This window comes from Streptomyces sp. NPDC006510 (assembly GCF_040611955.1).
Classification (GTDB): domain Bacteria; phylum Actinomycetota; class Actinomycetes; order Streptomycetales; family Streptomycetaceae; genus Streptomyces.
Map to the genome: position 1 here is coordinate 21,269 of NZ_JBEXPH010000011.1, position 15,839 is coordinate 37,107.

A 15,839-nucleotide genomic window follows, 5' to 3' on the forward strand; every position below is an offset into this window, starting at 1 on the left:
GTCGTGAATCAGCGGCGCCACCGCCGGGTGGCGACACAGGAGCCGGCCTGATCAGGCCTGGTGGTTGAGGATGTAGTCGGCAGCGTCGCCGACCGTCTTGAGGTTCTTGACGTCCTCGTCGGGGATCTTGACGTCGAAGCGCTCCTCGGCGGCGACGACGACCTCGACCATGGACAGCGAGTCGACGTCCAGGTCGTCGGTGAAGGACTTGTCCAGCTGGACGTCCTCGACCGGGATCCCGGCGATCTCGTTGACGATCTCGGCGAGACCCTTGACGATCTCTTCCTGAGTGGCGGCCATCTTGGCGCTCCTTCGATGTTTAACTGCAGGGTTCTGGTGTCCGGGCCCAAAAGGCCTGGTGTGCCTAGGGGAGGGTAACGACCGTCGCGGCGTAGACGAGACCCGCCCCGAAGCCGATGACGAGCGCGGTGTCGCCGCTCTTCGCCTGACCGGTCGCCAGGAGCCGCTCCATTGCGAGCGGAATCGAGGCGGCGGAGGTATTGCCGGTGGTCTCCACGTCGCGGGCGACGGTGACGGTCTCCGGCAGCTTCAGGGTCTTCACCATCGAGTCGATGATCCGCATGTTGGCCTGGTGCGGAATGAAGACGTCCAGGTCTCCCGGGGAGATCCCGGCCGCGTCCAGCGCCTGCTGGGCGACCTTCGCCATCTCGAACACGGCCCAGCGGAACACCGCCTGGCCCTCCTGCGTGATGGCCGGGAACTTCTCCGGGCGCTCGGCGTGGAACTCGTCCCACGCCACGGTCTGCTTGATGGTCTCGGACTTGTCGCCCTCGGAGCCCCAGACGGTCGGGCCTATGGCGGGCACCTTGGAGGGACCGACGATGACCGCACCGGCACCGTCACCGAACAGGAAGGCCGTCGCGCGGTCCTCCTTGTCGGTGAGGTCGCTCAGCCGCTCCACGCCGATGACCAGCACGTACTCCGCCGAACCCTCGACGATCATGCCCTTGGCGAGGGTCAGCCCGTAGCCGAAGCCCGCGCAGCCGGCCGAGATGTCGAAGGCGGCCGGCTTGCCCGCGCCCACCAGGTGGGCGATCTCGGTCGCGATGGCCGGGGTCTGCTTGAAGTGCGAGACGGTGGAGACGATCACGGCACCGATCTGCTCGGGCGTGATCCCGGCGTCCGCGATCGCCTTGCCGGACGCCTCCACGGACATCGCGGCCACGGTCTCCTCCTCGGAGGCCCAGTGGCGGGTCGCGATGCCGGAGCGCGAGCGGATCCACTCGTCGGACGAGTCGATCGTCTCGAGGATCACCTCGTTGGGCACGACCCGGGTCGGGCGGTAGCCGCCGACACCCATGATCCGTGCGTACGGGGCGCCCTGACTGGGCTTGATCTTCGACATTCTCTCGGGCTCCTTCAGGCGCCTGCGTGCTCGGAGACGAGCGCGCGGGCCGCGTCGAGGTCGTCGGGGGTCTTCAGCGCGAGCGTCTTCACACCGGGCAGCGCGCGCTTGGCAAGGCCCGTGAGGGTGCCGCCGGGGCATGCCTCGATGAGAGCCGTGACGCCCAACTCCTTGAAGGTCTCCATGCACAGGTCCCAGCGGACCGGGTTGGCCACCTGGCCGACCAGCCGCGAGATGACCTCGTCGCCGGTGGTAACGGCCTTCCCGTCCGCGTTCGAGATATATGTCACGGCCGGGTCGGCGGGCTCCAGCGCCGCGGCGGCCTCGCGCAGCCGGTCGACGGCGGGGGCCATGTGGCTCGTGTGGAAGGCTCCGGCGACCTTGAGCGGCACCACGCGGCGCACGCCCTCGGGCATGTCCTCGATCAGCGCGGCGATCTGCGCGGTGGTGCCCGCGGCGACGATCTGGCCGGCCCCGTTCACGTTCGCCGGGGTCAGCCCGAGCTTCTCCAGGTGCGCGACCGACACATCGGGGTCGCCGCCCAGCAGCGCCGCCATGCCGGTCTCGGTGACCGCCGCGGCCTCGGCCATGGCGAGCCCACGGGTACGTACGAGACGCAGCGCGGCCTCGTCGCCGATGACTCCGGCGAAGGCTGCGGCGGTGATTTCACCAACGCTGTGACCTGCGACGACGTCCGGCGACGCGTCGAGTGCGGCGGCGGACAGCAGACCGGCGGCCACCAGCAGCGGCTGCGCCACCGAGGTGTCACGGATCTCGTCCGCGTCGGCCTTGGTGCCGTAGTGGGCGAGGTCGAGCTCGATGGCGTCGGACCAGAGCGCGATGCGTTCGGCGGCACCGGGGAGATCGAGCCAGGGAGTCAGGAAGCCGGGCGTCTGAGCGCCTTGGCCGGGAGCGACGAGTACGAGCACCCTCACACTCTCTCTTGTGAACGGTCCGGAACACCCGTGGGGACAGGGACGAAGAACCGTATGGGGAATTGTTGATGTCCGACAAAAGTCTAGGACTGAGGATCCTTCGCGGCCAAGCGCCCCAGAATCAGGGCGATCCGCAGCGTGAACGCCGAGCGGACGTCGGACGGTGACCATCCGGTGACGTCTGTCACACGTCGAAGCCGGTAGCGCACGGTGTTGGGGTGAACGAAAAGCATTCTGGCCGCGCCCTCCAGACTGCTCGCCTGTTCCAGATACACACTCAGCGTCTCCAGGAGCGCGGAGCCCGCTTCCTCCAGCGGTCTGTAGATCTCCTCCACCAATTGGTCCCGTGCGGCGGGATCGCCCGCCATCGCGCGCTCCGGCAGCAGATCGTCGGCGAGCACCGGCCTGGGGGCGTCCTGCCAGGCGCCGCACGCCTTGAGCCCGGCGGCCGCGGCCTGCGCGGACCGGGTGGCCGCGAGCAGGTCGGGCACCACGGGCCCGGCGACGACGGGGCCTGCCGCGTACGGGCCGATCAACGCCTTCGCGACCTGCAGCGGGTTGTCGCTGCCGCCCGCGATGACGACCAGGCGGTTGCCGAGGACCCCGGTCAGGACCTGGAGCTTCGCGTGCCGGGCGGCCCGCCTGATGGCTTCCACGGTCAGTTCGCTGTCGCCGTCCGGGGCCGTGCCGAGCACCACGCAGACGTGCTCGGGGGAGTTCCAGCCGAGCGCCGCGGCGCGTGACACGGCACCCTCGTCGGCCTCGCCGGACAGCACCGCGTTCACCACGAGCGATTCCAGCCGGGCGTCCCAGGCGCCGCGCGCCTCGGCCGCCTGGGCGTACACCTGGGCGGTCGCGAAGGCGATCTCCCGGGCGTAGACGAGCAGCGCCTCACGCAGCACCGACTCGTCGCCGGGCGCGGCGACCTCCTCGATCGCGGCCTCCATGACCTCGATCGTCGTACGCACCATCTCGACGGTCTGCCGCAGGGTGATCGCCCGGGTCAGCTCGCGCGGAGCCGTCCCGAAAACATCGGTGGAGATGGCCTGCGGGGTCTCCGGGTGCCGGAACCACTCGGTGAACGCGGCGATACCGGCCTGGGCCACCAGGCCGATCCAGGACCGGTTCTCCGGTGGCATAGCCCGGTACCACGGCAGCGACTCGTCCATGCGGGCGATCGCGTTCGCGGCGAGCCGGCCGGAGGACTGCTCCAGGCGCTTCAGGGTCGCGGCATGCAGGTGGGCGGCGTTCGCAGCGGGCTGCTCAGGATCGGGTCGGGGCACGGAGACAAGATTGCCTTATCGGACCACGGGCACGGAGGGCCGGGGCGACCGCGGGTCGTACCGACCGGTAGCAGTCGGGGGATTCCTTCGCTCCCCCGCCCGGCTACCGTGGGCAGGTGATTTCCGTACACCGCGCCGAAGACCGCTTCCTCGGCGGGGACCAGGACGCCGGCATCCTGTCCCGGCACGCCTTCTCGTTCGGCAGTTTCTACGACCCGGACAATCTGCGCTTCGGCGCGATCCTGGCGTGCAACTCGGAGCGGCTGGAGCGCGGCGCGGGTTTCGAGGAACACCCCCACAGCCATACGGAGATCGTCACCTGGGTCGTCGAGGGCGAGCTGACCCACCGTGACTCCACCGGGCACGCCACGGTCGTACGGGCCGGTGACCTCCAGCACCTCAGCGCCGCCTCGGGTGTGCGCCACGTCGAACGCAATGACGGGGACGCCCCGCTGACGTTCATCCAGATGTGGCTGGCCCCGCTCGAACCGGGCGGCGAACCCTCGTACACGATCGTCCCCGGCATCGCCGACTCCACCCCGTACGCCCTTCCGGCGGCCGGCGCGATGCTGCATGTGCGCAGGCTGGGCGCGGGGGAGCGGGCGGCGGTGCCGGACGCGGCGCGGGTGTACGTCCATGTGGTGGCCGGGGGCGTCCGGATCGGCGACGAGGAGGGCGAGGAGCTGGAGCCGGGCGACTCGGTGCGGATCACCGGCGAGGCGGGGCTTGAGCTGGTGGCGACCGGATCGGCCGAGGTGCTGATCTGGGAACTGTCGGCCTGAACGGCCTGAGCTACCGGTCGGCGTTGCGGCGCCACATCGACCACATCGGCGGCCCGGCGCGGAACGTCATCTCCTCGTGCACGGCGAAACCGTGCCGCTGATAGAAGGTGAGGTTGCGGCGGTTGCTGGACTCCAGGAAGACCGGCCGCCCGTCCGCGTCCGCCCGCTCCAGCAGCCCGCCGAGCACCCGAGCCCCGCGCCCGGTGCCGCGCGCGTCCGCGCGGGTGCCGATGTACTCGACGTACCAATGCTCGGGACCGGCCGGGTGGCGGTGCTCCATGGTGAACAACCGACCGGCGGTACGCGGGAGTTGGATGCGCGCCGCACACAGGAGAGGACCCGCGTTGCGCAGCAGGTACGTCACCGGCAGCTTCCACTTCCCGGGCTCCGTCCACACCGCCGCGGCCGTGCGTTCCGGATCGGTCCACACCCGCCCGGCCGGGACCTGCTGGGCCAGGTGCGCGGTGAACAGCAGCCGCAGCCGCCGGTCCCGGTCGCGCGGCATCAGCCAGGTCCAGACGGGATCCTCGGCGTAGGCACTGGCGAGTACGGAGGCGAGCGCGGGGACATCGGCGGCGGCAGCGCGGACTATGTCGGCCATGGCCGAGGAGGGTAGTGGGTGCCGCCCGCTCGTCTGACGAAGGGGGTCGGGGACGACGACCAGTCGTCTCCGACCCCTGGGTCGTACGGACGTGTCGCGGCGGTCAGACGAGCCCGTCGACAAACGCCCGCCAGGCATCCGCCCCGACGACCAGGACGGGGCCGTCCGGGTTCTTGCTGTCGCGGACGGGCACGGCGCAGGGAAGACCGTCGACCACTTCGAGGCATTCGCCGCCGGTGTTTCCGCTGTAGCTGGACTTACGCCACCGCGCGTTCTTCAGGTCGTGACCGGTCTTCATAACGCTCCTCCATCACGCGGGTGATCAGGGCCGCGGAATCCTCGACGGAGAGGGCTGCGGCCTGCAAGTGAGCGTAACGGAGTGCGGCTTCCCTGACGGTGTCGGGGCTGGCGGTCATATGGCCGGAGATGACGTCCTCCGTGTAGACGATGTCCGGGTCGTCGTCGAAGCGCATCGCGGTGAACGACCCGGCGAGGCTCGCGTGTTCACCGGCCGCGAAGGGCAGCACCTGGATCCGCATCCAGTGGTGGTCGGCAAAGTCCAACAGCCGCTGGAGTTGCTTCCGCATGACCTCGCGACCACCGATCGGCCGGTGCAGCACGGCCTCGTCGAGCACGGCCCAGGCGAGCGGCGGCCGTTCCCGCTCCAGGATGCGCTGGCGCTCCATCCGGGCCGCCACCAGGTTTTCGAGGTCGTCCGGCATGCCAGTGGCCAGCACCGCCCGCGCGTACCCCTCCGTCTGCAACAGCCCGTACACCAACTGTGCCTGGTACGTGGAGATATACGCGGCACACGACTCCATCTCCGCGTACGGCTGGAACCAGGTGGGCAGTTGGCTGCGCAGGACCAGGCCGATCAGCCGGGAGAACACCCCGTCCGTCCCGAGCGCCGCGTCCAGCCGCTCGGAGAATTCGCGGGTGGGGACCTTCTTCGTGGTCTCGATCTGGCCGATCAGCGAGCCCGTGCAGAAGATGATGTCGCCGAGCTGGCCCTGCGTGAGACCGCTGGCCTCTCTCTGGCGGCGCAGCTCCCAGCCGTAGTAGTCCAGCGGGGAAGCGCTGGGGTCGAGTGTTTGGATGTTGGTCACGGCGGGGCACCTCCGGCTTTCAACGCCTTGCGGCGTTCGTTTCGGTACGTAGCCGAGCGTAATCACGTCGCTGCACTCTGGTGACATGAATGACGTAATCGATCCGCAGGCCGGTGGCATTGGGGCCACCTACCGCGCCGACTTCGCGATGGGTGAGCACTCGGCCCGGCATTTGCGCCGCATCCTGCGGCTCTACCTCACCGGCTGGGGTCTCCTCGAAGTGGCCGACGCGGCCGAGCTGGCGCTCACCGAGCTGATCGCCAATGTCGTACGGCACGTCCCCGGCCGCCGCTGTCAGACGCTCATCTTCCTGCTCCCGGACGGGGGTGTGCGCGTCGAGGTCGCGGACAACTGCCCGGAACTGCCCCGCGCGGTCGCGGGTGATGCCCTCGACGAGGGCGGGCGAGGGCTGATGCTGGTCGGCGCCGTCACCGACCGCTGGGGCGCGGAACCGCGCCGCGACGGCACCGGTAAGACGGTGTGGTTCGAGTGCCTGGCCACGAAAGCGGCCGACGGGTGACGTCGCTCAGCGGCCGGAACGCAGCTCCGCGAGCACCGCGTCCGTGAACGGCGGCCACACCTCTACCGCCCACGGGCCGAAGGCCCGGTCGGTCAGCGCGATGCACGCCGCGCTTGCGACCGGGTCGATCCACAGGAACGTCCCCGACTGACCGAAGTGCCCGAAGGCCGCGGGCGACGAGGAACTGCCCGTCCAGTGCGGCGACTTGGAGTCCCGGATCTCGAAGCCGAGGCCCCAGTCGTTGGGGTTCTGGTGGCCGTAGCCCGGCAGTACGCCCTTCAGGCCGGGGTGTACGACGGTCTGCGCGGCCAGCACCGTACGCGGGTCGAGCAGGCGGGGCGCCTGCACCTCCGCCGCGAACCGTATGAGGTCGTCGACGGTCGAGACGCCGTCCTTGGCGGGTGAGCCGTCCACCGTGGTCGCCGTCATCCCGAGCGGTTCCAGCACCGCCTGGCGCACGTACTCCGGGAACGGGATGTCGGTGGCCTTGGCGATGTGGTCGCCGAGCACCTCGAAGCCCGCGTTGGAGTAGAGCCGCCGGGTGCCGGGCGCGGCCGTCGTCCGGTGCTCGTCGAAGGCGAGCCCGCTGGTGTGCGCGAGCAGATGCCGGACGGTGGACCCTTCCGGCCCGGCCGGTTCGTCGAGCTCGACCGCGCCCTCCTCGTACGCCACCAGCGCCGCGTAGGCCGCGATCGGCTTGGTGACGGAGGCGAGCGGGAAACGGTGCGCGCTCGGACCGTGCGTACCGACGACGGTGCCGTCCGCTCGTACGACGGCAGCCGCCGCGGTGGGGACGGGCCAGTTGTCGATCATCGCCAGGCTCTGCATGCGTACGAGCCTAAAGGGCGCCCCGGAGCGGCGCGGAGGGGGTGGCCCGGGGGCCGCCGGAACCCGTCCCCGATTGCGCTTGCTTCGAGTGCACTCCAAGGTTCTAGCGTGGAGGTCATGACGGTGATGGAGAGCACTTCGGCGAAGGTGGACGCCTGCGCCACGGCCCCGCAGGCGCATCCGCGTCCCGAGGGCCAGGACCGGTACACCATCAGTGAGGTCGCGGCCTTCACCGGGCTCACCGCGCACACCCTGCGCTGGTACGAGCGGATCGGGCTGATGCCGCACGTCGACCGGTCCCACACCGGCCAGCGCCGCTTCAGCAACCGCGATCTGGACTGGCTGGCCTTCGTCGGCAAGCTGCGGCTGACCGGGATGCCGGTCGCCGACATGGTCCGGTACGCGGAGCTGCTGCGCGAGGGCGAGCACACCTTCGAGGAGCGGCAGGAGCTGCTGGAGGCGACCCGCCGCGACGTGAGGAAGCGGATCGCGGAGCTCCAGGACACCCTCGCCGTGCTCGACCACAAGATCGACTTCTATGCGAGCGCCCGGCGGGCGCCGGAAAGGCCCTGTGCCTGATGACTGACGACAAGATCACTACCGTGGAGCTCGGCGACGGCGGCCCGCAGGTCGGCGTGCAGGGGCTCGGCTGCATGGGCATGAGCGAGTTCTACGGCGAGACCGACGAGTCCGCAGCCCGCGAGACGCTGGAGACGGCGCTGGCGGCGGGCGTCACCCTCTTCGACACCGCGGATGTGTACGGTCTCGGCGCCAACGAGACCTTCCTCGCCCCGTTCGTCGGGGCGCACCGGGACGAGATCACCCTCGCAACGAAGTTCGCCATAGAGCGCAAGAAGGACGACCCGCACTACCGGGGCGTGCGCAACGACCCCGCGTACATCCGCAAGGCCGTCGAGGACAGCCTGCGCCGGCTGAACACCGACGTCATCGACCTCTACTACATGCACCGCCGCGACCCGGCCGTCCCGCTGGCCGAGTCCGTCGGCGCGATGGCCGAGCTGGTCCAGCAGGGCAAGGTCAAGCAGCTCGGGCTGAGCGAGGTGACCGGCGCGGAGCTGCGCGAGGCGCACGCGGTGCACCCGATCGCGGCCCTGCAGTCCGAGTGGTCGCTCTTCAGCCGGGACGTCGAGCGCAGCGCCGTACCGGCCGCCATCGAGCTCGGGGTGACCTTCGTGCCGTACTCGCCGCTCGGCCGGGGCTTCCTGACCGGGGCGTTCACCGACGCCGCCAAGGACCTGTCCAAGGGCGACTTCCGCCAGTACCAGCCCCGCTTCACCGGCGACAACGCGAAGAAGAACGCCGCCCTGCTGGAGCCGGTCCACAAGATCGCGGCGGCGCACGGGGCGTCGGCCGCGCAGGTGGCGCTCGCCTGGGTGCAGCAGCGGGCCCAGGTGCACGGGCTGACCGTGGTGCCGATCCCGGGCACCCGCAAGAGCAGCCGGCTGCTGGAGAACGTGGCCGCCACCCGGCTCACCCTGACGGACGGGGAGCTGGCACGGCTGGAGCCGATCGCGGGGCTGGTGGCCGGGGACCGGTACCCGGACATGAGCTCGACGTCCGCCGCGCGCGAGTAGCCGGTACGGGGCGGGCCGGGTGCCCCGGGCTCAGCGCGCCCTCCCCTCGGTGATCGCGGCGAAGGCGCGGAGCGAGTCCGTGCCCGGGGCGAAGTAGCCGGTGTGCCCGCGGGCGTCGTCGGCCGGGACGTGGCGTGCGCCGAACTCCGGGGCGGCCGGATCGGGGCCGTGGCCGAGCCCCGCCACCTCGATGTTCGGCACGTCGTCGATCCAGTCCGTGGCGTCCTTCGCGGCCCAGACCCGGGCGTCGGTGCGCAGATCGGCGACGTCGTCCACGCGCATCCCGGGGGAGCCGAGGACGACCAGGTCCCTGGCGCGCAGCCGGGGTGCGGCGAGCCCGCACACGACGGAGCCGTAGCTGTGGCAGAACACGGCGGGCTCGGGGAGGCCGTCGGCCGCGAGACCGTCCGTGAACCGGGTCAGCCGGTCCGCCCCCGCCTCGGCGAGCGAGCCCGTCGCGGCGTCGATGCCGAGGCCCACGGGGGTGGTGTACCCGGCCCAGGCGATGACCGCGCTGCCGGGCCCGGTCCGGGCGTACAGCGCCTTCGCCATGCCGGCCGGAGTGCCGTACACATCCTTCGTACGGTCGAAGGTTCCGGCGTCGATGTCCGAGCCCGGCACCACGACCGCGACATGACGTGCGGTGCGCAGGTCCCCGAAGACCTCGGCGACCTGACCGCGTCCGCGCGGGTCGAACGCGAGGATCTGCCGACCCCGGGCTTTTCCGAGATGCGCGTACCGGGGATCGTGACTGGCTTGCAAGGAACGGGCGTTGGCGCGGTAGCGCAGTTCGACGGGGACGCCGTCCAGATTGCCGACGACGAGCGGATGCCGTACGACCAGGGCCTGTTGCTGTGCTTCGGTCAACCCCCGGAAGAATCGGGCCACTTCGGCCGGCGTGCTCCGCCCGGGGTCGGGCAGCTCCCGCCCCAGCGCGTGATCCGCGCGCCAGGCCGCGGTGCCCGGGGGCGGCCCGGTGAGGGCCTGTTGCGCATTCCCGGACGCCCAGCCGGCCGTCCCCGCCACCACGGTGGTGGCCAGCGCGACCGCGACCAGAGTCCTCGCGTAACGGCGCATCCCGCCCTCACTCTCCGGCTGATCCGGCTCCCGCACGCCGTCCGGCGCGACGGAGAGGAAGGTAGGGAGAGGACCGGTGCGAGGGCGTCGCACCGGGGGGCCAGAAGCGGAGTGATACCGGGGTAGGGGGCGTACGGGTATCGGCCGGCACGCTGCCCGCGCCGTGTCCCGGAATGACTGGCCCCACGGCGAACGGGTACCAAGAGATGCGAACGCTCAAGAGATCGGCCCTTGGGGCGACATGGGAGGAAGACCGGGTATGACGGACCCCAGGGCGCTTCGGCCCGCCGAGCGGCTCGACGAGTTCCTGAGTCTGGTCGGGCAGGTGGCCCGGAAGCCGGACGCCGATCTCCGGGTGATCGCCGAATGGCTTCCGCGCGAGCTCGGCGCGGAAGCGGCGATCGTCAACGGAGTCCTGAGGACGGTGGAGTTGTCGACGGCCGGGTTCTCCGAGCGCGTTCTGGACCACCTCGAACCGATGCTCACCCGGCTGGCCAACGGGCGGGTGGCCTCGGCCGCCATGGACGTAGGGACGGCGCAGGTACGGCTCGAAGCGGTCGGCGCGGAGCTGCCGCGCCGGGTGCTCGTGCTGGTCAGCCCCACCCCGCTGACACGCCAGGCCGCGGCCCTGGCCTCCCGTACCGGCGGCATCATCGCGGTCCTGCACCGTGCCCGGGAGACCGACCGGGTGATCCGCAGCTACCAGCAGAAGGCGCACCAATTACGTGTGGGCGTCATCATGGCCCTTCAGGCCGGGGACCCCCTGCTGGCCCGCCGTATGACGACCGGATCCGTCCCGGAACTGCTGGACTGCGACCGGCTGCGCGTCCACATCCTGCGGTGCGCGAAGGACGACCGCGAGCGGATCGCCCAGGCCTACCAGGACCCCTCGGGTTACCACGGCGACGGTCTGATGGTGGGGTGCCCCGTCTACGACGAACACCTCGTCTGCCTGATCGCCGACCGGGACGGGAGCGGCGCCGAAGCCACCGACGGCCTGGCCGCGGTGCTCCGCGACCTCGTCGCGGACAACCCCCGTTACGCGCTGGGCATCAGCAGCGCCCATCCGCTCCCCGCGACGGCCGAGGCATACGGGCAGGCCCGGCACGCCCTGGCCGTGGCGTCCAACACCCCGAGCCGGGTGGCCGGTTACCGGGGCCAGGAGCCCCTGGAGCGGCTGCTGCCCCGGGCGGAGGCCATCGAGTGGGCCGGCTCCGTCCTCTCGCCGCTGACCGGCTTACCGGAGCTCACCAACGAGATCACCCGGCTCGCGATGCACTTCCACCGCTCGGGAGTGGCACGCATGATGAACGTCAGCCGCAACACGGTCACCGCCCACCTCGGCCGTGCGCAAGCGGCGCTCGGACTGGACCTCCGTGATGTCCGCTGCCGGGCAACTCTGGCCCTGGCCCTGGGTGTTGCCGCCCTCCACCGGGAAGTCGGGCATGCTCCCGCGCAGGCGGACCCACCCGCTCTGGAAGAGCTGTTGCACACGCGGCCCGCGGCGGAGTGGGGCCGTACGTTCCTGGAGCCGCTGCGAGACGCCAGGTACCACCCGGTGCACCGCACCCTGCGCACCTGGATCGACACGAACGCCGACGCCCAGCAGGCCGCCCGCCGCCTGGGGTGCAGCCGTACCACCGTGGCCGCCCATCTCCGAACCGCCGAGCGCCGGCTGACGCGGGATCTGCTGAGCTCGGGCTCGGGGGTCCACGACCTCGTCCACGCGCTCCACCTCTCGGGCGACACCCCTCTCTGACCGTGCACCGTGAGCAGTCGGCCGGAGCCGAGGTGTGCATCGTGCCCTGTCCCGCCCCCGGGGTGCGCAGCGTGCACACCACGGGCGCGGAAGTTGGGCAGCGTGCACACATATCGGCCCTTCTGGCCCCCTGGACGGCGTGCTCCACTCGTTCTGAACAGCCCGTACTGCACAGCATCGGCCCACGGGGGCAGATGCAGAACGGAGAGAAATGATGTTCAGGACGAAGACCACACTCGCCGCCCTGGGGACCGCCGTACTGCTCGCCGCGGGCGGTGCCACGGCCACGACCGCTCAGGCGTCGGCGGACGCCGCGTCGAGCCCGCAGATCCTCGGCACCAAGGGCTCGTCGAAGGCCAACGCGAAGTTCGGCTACGCACACGCCACGTGGAAGTGGACGGGCGCCGGCAAGACCGGAAAGGTCAAGGTCTACGTCAACGACCAGGACTGCGGCGACGGTGACGACACGTTCGCTTTCATGCAGTTCAAGGGGGGCAGGTGGGGCAAGGACACCACCGACGGGGAAAGCCGGGCCTGGAACGACAACTCGGACTGCGTCGGCAAGGGCAAGACCTTCACGTTCCCCGGCTACACGGACACCTTCAACGTGCTGAAGGCCCGCGTAGTGGTCTGCAAGAACGACGTCTTGGGGACCGGCGACACCTGCCTTGAGGGCAAGTGGCACAAGAACCCCAAGGCGTAGGCGCATCCCGCCGGCAGAGCGCCCCGGTGGCCCGGGGTGACCGGGTCCGCCGTCGGGGGGCGGCGGACCCTTCGGTTCCGGGCGAGGGGGGAAGCACTCTCACCCCTCGCCCGGCACCACCACCCCCGCCTCGTACGCGAAGATCACCGCCTGCGCCCGGTCCCGCAGGTCCAGCTTGGCCAGTACCCGCCCGATGTGCGTCTTCACCGTCTGCTCGGCCAGCACCAGCTTCCCCGCGATCTCCTGGTTGGACAGGCCCCGCGCGATCAGCTCCAGCACCTCCGTCTCGCGCGGAGTCAGCCCGTTGAGCCGCAGCGACTGGCCGCTCCGGGTGGCCCCGGTCGGGCCCTGCCGGGCGAAGTCGGCGATCAGGCGGCGCGTCACGGACGGGGCGAGCAGCGCCTCGCCCGCCGCGACCACCCGCACCGCCGAGATCAGATCCGCGGGCGGCGCGTCCTTCAGCAGGAAACCGGACGCCCCGGCGCGCAGCGCCTCGTACACGTAGTCGTCCACGTCGAACGTGGTGAGCATCAGGACCTTCGGCCGGTGCACCACACCGGCTGGCGGGTTCAGCAGCTCGCGGGCCGCCGCCAGGCCGTCCATCTCGGGCATCCGGACGTCCATCAGGACCACGTCCGGGTGGACGCTCCGGCTGACGTCGATGCCCCGGCGGCCGTCCGGCGCCTCACCGACCACATCGATGTCGCTCTGCGCCGAGAGCAGTGCCGCGAACCCCGCCCGCACCATGGCCTGGTCGTCGACGATGATCACGCGGATGGTCAAGAGTCCTCCGGGGCCGGGGGTGTAACAACGGTCAGGGGCAGTCGCGCGGCGACGCGGAAGCCGCCGTCGGGCAGCGGGCCGGTGTCCAGCGTGCCGCCCGTCAACCGTACGCGTTCGCGCATACCGACCAGGCCGTGCCCGGTCCCGGTCGTCTCCAGCGGCGAATCGGGTTGCTCCGCCCGGTCGTTGACCACCAGGACGGTCAGATGCGCGCCGTCGGACGTGATCGACACCCGGGTCCGCGCACCGGGCGCGTGCCGGATCGCGTTGGCCAGCGCCTCCTGCACGATCCGGTACGCCGACAGATCCACCGCCTGCGGTACGTCCGGGAGTCGGCCGGAGAGCGACAGCTCGACCGGCAGCCCCGCCCGCACCGTCGCCTCCACCAGCTGCTGCACCCGGTCCAGCCCCGGCTGCGGGGCCCGCTCGCCCTCCGTGCCGTCGCTGCGCAGCACGGCCAGCAGCCGCCGCATCTCCGTCAGCGACTCCCGCGCGCTCGCCGCTATCGCCCCGAACTCCTCGCGCGCCTGCTCGGGAAGGCCGCTGATCCGGTAGGGCGCGGAGTCTGCCTGGACCGTGATCACGGACATGTGGTGCGCGACCACGTCGTGCAGCTCACGGGCGATCCTGGCGCGCTCCTCCAGCAGCGTGCGCTGCGCCCGCTCGGCCTCGCTGATGGTCTCCTGCTCGGCGAGGCGGCGCTGGGCGTCGCCCCGTTCCCGGATCACCGCGCCGATCACCATGAGCACCGCGCCGAACGCCGGGAGCAGCGCCGAGGTGCCGTTGCTGCGGTCCGTGCCGCCCAGGTGCAGGACCAGGCTCGCCACGGCGGTCAGCGCCCAGACGGAGACCACGGTCCGCCGGGTCTCGCGCAGGGCCACCGCCAGCATCACGAAGAGGTAGCAGATCAGTGTGGGCGGGGGCCACGGCCAGATGCCCTGCGGCGGGTCCGGGTACTCCAGCAGTACCAGCGCCCCCACGATGTCGGCGGGGAGGATGATCCACCACGCCTGCAACGGGCGGTGTGCCAGCATCAGCAGCGGCGCCGTCTGGGCGACGGTCAGCAGGCCCGCCAGTCCCTCGGCCACACCGTATTCGTTGGTCAGCACATTGAGCGTGACCGGGATGAAGATCGCCGCGAGGGTGAGGACGACGACGTACGGCAGCAGCCTCCGCCACCGCTTGGGCGCGTCCGCCAGGGGCGGGACCGGGGGATGGGACGGGTGGGAGAGCCCGTGGGCGATCTCGCGCAGATTGCGGCGGGCGGCGCTCACCAGGCCGTCGGCGGCGGGCTGAGGGCGCGGCGGTGCCTCGGGCGGAACGTACGGCGGATCACGGGGTGGGTCGTGCGGCGGGTCATGCGGCGGGGAAGTGGTCATGGCCGGGTCAGCGTAGGCAGCGGACCGGCCCGGTGGCGTCATACCCGGGTTCCGGTCCGCGACCGGGCCTCTCATACGGGAGTACTACCGGCCCTACAGCTCGGCGAGCAACTGGGCCTTCTTGGCGCTGAACTCGTCGTCCGTCACCAGACCGGCCTGGTGCAGCTCCCCGAGGTGCCGGATCCGCTCCGCGATGTCCGCGGGGTCGCGCCGCCCCGCGCCCGCCAGGACGGCGGCAGGTGCGGCGGCTGCTGAATGGTGCCTGCGCACCGATTCCAGTACGGCCGCGGCGAACGGCAGCGACTCGTGCACCGGCCCGTAGCCGAGGCCGAAGATCACCGCGGCCGGGTCCTGATCGGCGCGGGTGGGGCGGGATGCCACCGGCTGCGGGCTGCGCACCGCGCCGGTGCCGAGCCCCGTGCCCGGCCCCGCGTCCGGGCCCGCGCCCATGCCGGAACCGCTGCCCGGGGCGGGATCCGCGCCCGGTCCCGGGACCGCGCACTCCAGGCCCCTCGGCAGCAGCCGCAGATAGCCCTCGAACGCTTCCGGGGAGCGCCACTCGACCCCGCTCAGCTCCGTCACCGGGAACGTCTGGTCGCCGGCCTTCCACTTCGCGGTGGAGGCACCCGTCCAGAACCAGCGGAAGGAGACCCGCTGCCCGTCGAAGCCGGCCCGGCCGTCGTACGCCTTGAACTGCATCGGTGCCTCCGGCGCCGCGACCAGGAACCGGTCGGCGGGCTCCGCAGCGTCGAGGCCGAGCCGGGCGCGCAGTTCGTCCGCGTAGTACTCGGCCAGCGTCTCGCGCTCGGCGGGGAGCACCAGCCGGTACGGATCGCAGCCGTCCTTCAGCTGCCCGGCCGCGGCCTCGACCAACGGGTCGGCACCGGGTCTGGGCACGGCACGCAGGACCACCGTGCCCCGCTTGCCCGGGGTCAGCGTCACCGACGACAGCGCCGCGTGCGGTACGCGTCGTTCACGCAGGCTCTGGAAGAGCTTCGGCGTGCGGATCCCCCGTTCGAAGCGGATGAGCACGGAGTCGGTGTCGAACTCCCAGGTGGCATGAATTCCGGCCAGCACATCACCCATGTGCCTCATCGTATGCGGCACTTGCCCCACACGTCC

18 protein-coding genes are annotated in these 15,839 nt (G+C 71.3%); 6 read left to right on the forward strand and 12 right to left on the reverse strand.

What is annotated here, in order from left to right; all coding sequences use genetic code 11:
• Positions 1–51: 51 nt before the first annotated feature.
• From ABZY11_RS05895 to ABZY11_RS05910, 4 genes are all read right to left on the reverse strand, one after another.
• Complete coding sequence (locus tag ABZY11_RS05895; RefSeq protein ID WP_356477925.1) at positions 52–300, reverse strand: acyl carrier protein; 249 nt, start codon at positions 298–300, stop codon at positions 52–54.
• A 64-nt stretch (positions 301–364) separates the two neighbouring features.
• The gene (locus ABZY11_RS05900; protein WP_356477926.1) at positions 365–1,366 is read right to left on the reverse strand and encodes a ketoacyl-ACP synthase III; all 1,002 of its coding nucleotides are present in this window, start codon (positions 1,364–1,366) and stop codon (positions 365–367) included.
• Between the two features lie 14 nt (positions 1,367–1,380).
• Entirely contained in the window at positions 1,381–2,295 is a 915-nt protein-coding gene (locus tag ABZY11_RS05905) for an ACP S-malonyltransferase (RefSeq protein WP_356477927.1), read from the reverse strand.
• 89 nt (positions 2,296–2,384) lie between these two features.
• A complete protein-coding gene (locus ABZY11_RS05910; RefSeq protein WP_356477928.1) occupies positions 2,385–3,584 on the reverse strand; it encodes a helix-turn-helix domain-containing protein in 1,200 nt (399 codons plus the stop codon).
• Between the two features lie 116 nt (positions 3,585–3,700).
• Here ABZY11_RS05910 and ABZY11_RS05915 point away from each other — a divergent pair, with 116 nt between their 5' ends.
• Positions 3,701–4,366 carry a pirin family protein gene (locus tag ABZY11_RS05915; RefSeq protein WP_356477929.1) on the forward strand — a complete coding sequence of 222 codons (666 nt, stop codon included), beginning with the start codon at positions 3,701–3,703 and terminating at the stop codon, positions 4,364–4,366.
• 10 nt (positions 4,367–4,376) lie between these two features.
• Here the strand turns inward: ABZY11_RS05915 and ABZY11_RS05920 are convergent, their stop codons facing one another.
• The 3 genes from ABZY11_RS05920 to ABZY11_RS05930 form a co-directional block, all read right to left on the reverse strand.
• A complete protein-coding gene (locus tag ABZY11_RS05920; RefSeq protein WP_356477930.1) occupies positions 4,377–4,967 on the reverse strand; it encodes a GNAT family N-acetyltransferase in 591 nt (196 codons plus the stop codon).
• A gap of 103 nt (positions 4,968–5,070) precedes the next feature.
• Positions 5,071–5,265, reverse strand: a complete 195-nt coding sequence (locus ABZY11_RS05925; RefSeq protein ID WP_356477931.1) for a DUF397 domain-containing protein — start codon at positions 5,263–5,265, stop codon at positions 5,071–5,073.
• The gene (locus tag ABZY11_RS05930) at positions 5,225–6,073 is read right to left on the reverse strand and encodes a helix-turn-helix transcriptional regulator (RefSeq protein WP_356477932.1); all 849 of its coding nucleotides are present in this window, start codon (positions 6,071–6,073) and stop codon (positions 5,225–5,227) included. Before ABZY11_RS05930 ends, ABZY11_RS05925 begins: the two co-directional genes overlap by 41 nt.
• An 85-nt stretch (positions 6,074–6,158) precedes the next feature.
• Here ABZY11_RS05930 and ABZY11_RS05935 point away from each other — a divergent pair, with 85 nt between their 5' ends.
• Complete coding sequence (locus ABZY11_RS05935) at positions 6,159–6,593, forward strand: ATP-binding protein (RefSeq protein WP_356477933.1); 435 nt, start codon at positions 6,159–6,161, stop codon at positions 6,591–6,593.
• A gap of 6 nt (positions 6,594–6,599) precedes the next feature.
• On the opposite strand, the gene ABZY11_RS05940 is transcribed toward ABZY11_RS05935, so the two are convergent.
• Positions 6,600–7,421, reverse strand: a complete 822-nt coding sequence (locus tag ABZY11_RS05940; RefSeq protein ID WP_356477934.1) for a serine hydrolase domain-containing protein — start codon at positions 7,419–7,421, stop codon at positions 6,600–6,602.
• A gap of 117 nt (positions 7,422–7,538) precedes the next feature.
• Here ABZY11_RS05940 and ABZY11_RS05945 point away from each other — a divergent pair, with 117 nt between their 5' ends.
• Together ABZY11_RS05945 and ABZY11_RS05950 are read left to right on the forward strand one after the other, a co-directional pair.
• Positions 7,539–8,000, forward strand: coding sequence for a MerR family transcriptional regulator (locus ABZY11_RS05945; protein ID WP_356477935.1), 462 nt, complete (start codon positions 7,539–7,541; stop codon positions 7,998–8,000).
• The gene (locus tag ABZY11_RS05950) at positions 8,000–9,016 is read left to right on the forward strand and encodes an aldo/keto reductase (RefSeq protein ID WP_356477936.1); all 1,017 of its coding nucleotides are present in this window, start codon (positions 8,000–8,002) and stop codon (positions 9,014–9,016) included. Before ABZY11_RS05945 ends, ABZY11_RS05950 begins: the two co-directional genes overlap by 1 nt.
• Positions 9,017–9,046: 30 nt before the next feature.
• On the opposite strand, the gene ABZY11_RS05955 is transcribed toward ABZY11_RS05950, so the two are convergent.
• Positions 9,047–10,093: an alpha/beta hydrolase gene (locus ABZY11_RS05955; protein WP_356477937.1), complete on the reverse strand. Its 1,047-nt coding sequence runs from the start codon at positions 10,091–10,093 to the stop codon at positions 9,047–9,049.
• A gap of 259 nt (positions 10,094–10,352) precedes the next feature.
• On the opposite strand from ABZY11_RS05955, the gene ABZY11_RS05960 reads away from it, so the two are divergent.
• Together ABZY11_RS05960 and ABZY11_RS05965 are read left to right on the forward strand one after the other, a co-directional pair.
• Positions 10,353–11,852 carry a helix-turn-helix domain-containing protein gene (locus ABZY11_RS05960; RefSeq protein ID WP_356477938.1) on the forward strand — a complete coding sequence of 500 codons (1,500 nt, stop codon included), beginning with the start codon at positions 10,353–10,355 and terminating at the stop codon, positions 11,850–11,852.
• A 211-nt stretch (positions 11,853–12,063) separates the two neighbouring features.
• On the forward strand, positions 12,064–12,555 hold the full coding sequence (locus ABZY11_RS05965) for a hypothetical protein (RefSeq protein WP_356477939.1): 492 nt from the start codon (positions 12,064–12,066) through the stop codon (positions 12,553–12,555).
• Positions 12,556–12,654: 99 nt separating this feature from the next.
• Here ABZY11_RS05965 and ABZY11_RS05970 read toward each other — a convergent pair whose 3' ends face one another.
• From ABZY11_RS05970 to ABZY11_RS05980, 3 genes are all read right to left on the reverse strand, one after another.
• Entirely contained in the window at positions 12,655–13,338 is a 684-nt protein-coding gene (locus tag ABZY11_RS05970; RefSeq protein ID WP_189541760.1) for a response regulator transcription factor, read from the reverse strand.
• The gene (locus ABZY11_RS05975) at positions 13,335–14,717 is read right to left on the reverse strand and encodes a sensor histidine kinase (protein WP_356477940.1); all 1,383 of its coding nucleotides are present in this window, start codon (positions 14,715–14,717) and stop codon (positions 13,335–13,337) included. Before ABZY11_RS05975 ends, ABZY11_RS05970 begins: the two co-directional genes overlap by 4 nt.
• Before the next feature lie 93 nt (positions 14,718–14,810).
• Positions 14,811–15,803: a DUF4429 domain-containing protein gene (locus ABZY11_RS05980; RefSeq protein ID WP_356477941.1), complete on the reverse strand. Its 993-nt coding sequence runs from the start codon at positions 15,801–15,803 to the stop codon at positions 14,811–14,813.
• Positions 15,804–15,839: the final 36 nt, after the last annotated feature.

Coding starts and splice junctions, on each gene's coding strand:
- ABZY11_RS05895 (WP_356477925.1), bottom strand. CDS start 300: ATGGCCGCCACTCAGGAAGAGATCGTCAAGGGTCTCGCCGAGATCGTC.
- ABZY11_RS05900 (WP_356477926.1), bottom strand. CDS start 1,366: ATGTCGAAGATCAAGCCCAGTCAGGGCGCCCCGTACGCACGGATCATG.
- ABZY11_RS05920 (WP_356477930.1), bottom strand. CDS start 4,967: ATGGCCGACATAGTCCGCGCTGCCGCCGCCGATGTCCCCGCGCTCGCC.
- ABZY11_RS05925 (WP_356477931.1), bottom strand. CDS start 5,265: ATGAAGACCGGTCACGACCTGAAGAACGCGCGGTGGCGTAAGTCCAGC.
- ABZY11_RS05935 (WP_356477933.1), top strand. CDS start 6,159: ATGAATGACGTAATCGATCCGCAGGCCGGTGGCATTGGGGCCACCTAC.
- ABZY11_RS05940 (WP_356477934.1), bottom strand. CDS start 7,421: ATGCAGAGCCTGGCGATGATCGACAACTGGCCCGTCCCCACCGCGGCG.
- ABZY11_RS05945 (WP_356477935.1), top strand. CDS start 7,539: ATGACGGTGATGGAGAGCACTTCGGCGAAGGTGGACGCCTGCGCCACG.
- ABZY11_RS05950 (WP_356477936.1), top strand. CDS start 8,000: ATGACTGACGACAAGATCACTACCGTGGAGCTCGGCGACGGCGGCCCG.
- ABZY11_RS05955 (WP_356477937.1), bottom strand. CDS start 10,093: ATGCGCCGTTACGCGAGGACTCTGGTCGCGGTCGCGCTGGCCACCACC.
- ABZY11_RS05960 (WP_356477938.1), top strand. CDS start 10,353: ATGACGGACCCCAGGGCGCTTCGGCCCGCCGAGCGGCTCGACGAGTTC.
- ABZY11_RS05965 (WP_356477939.1), top strand. CDS start 12,064: ATGATGTTCAGGACGAAGACCACACTCGCCGCCCTGGGGACCGCCGTA.
- ABZY11_RS05975 (WP_356477940.1), bottom strand. CDS start 14,717: ATGACCACTTCCCCGCCGCATGACCCGCCGCACGACCCACCCCGTGAT.
- ABZY11_RS05980 (WP_356477941.1), bottom strand. CDS start 15,803: ATGGGTGATGTGCTGGCCGGAATTCATGCCACCTGGGAGTTCGACACC.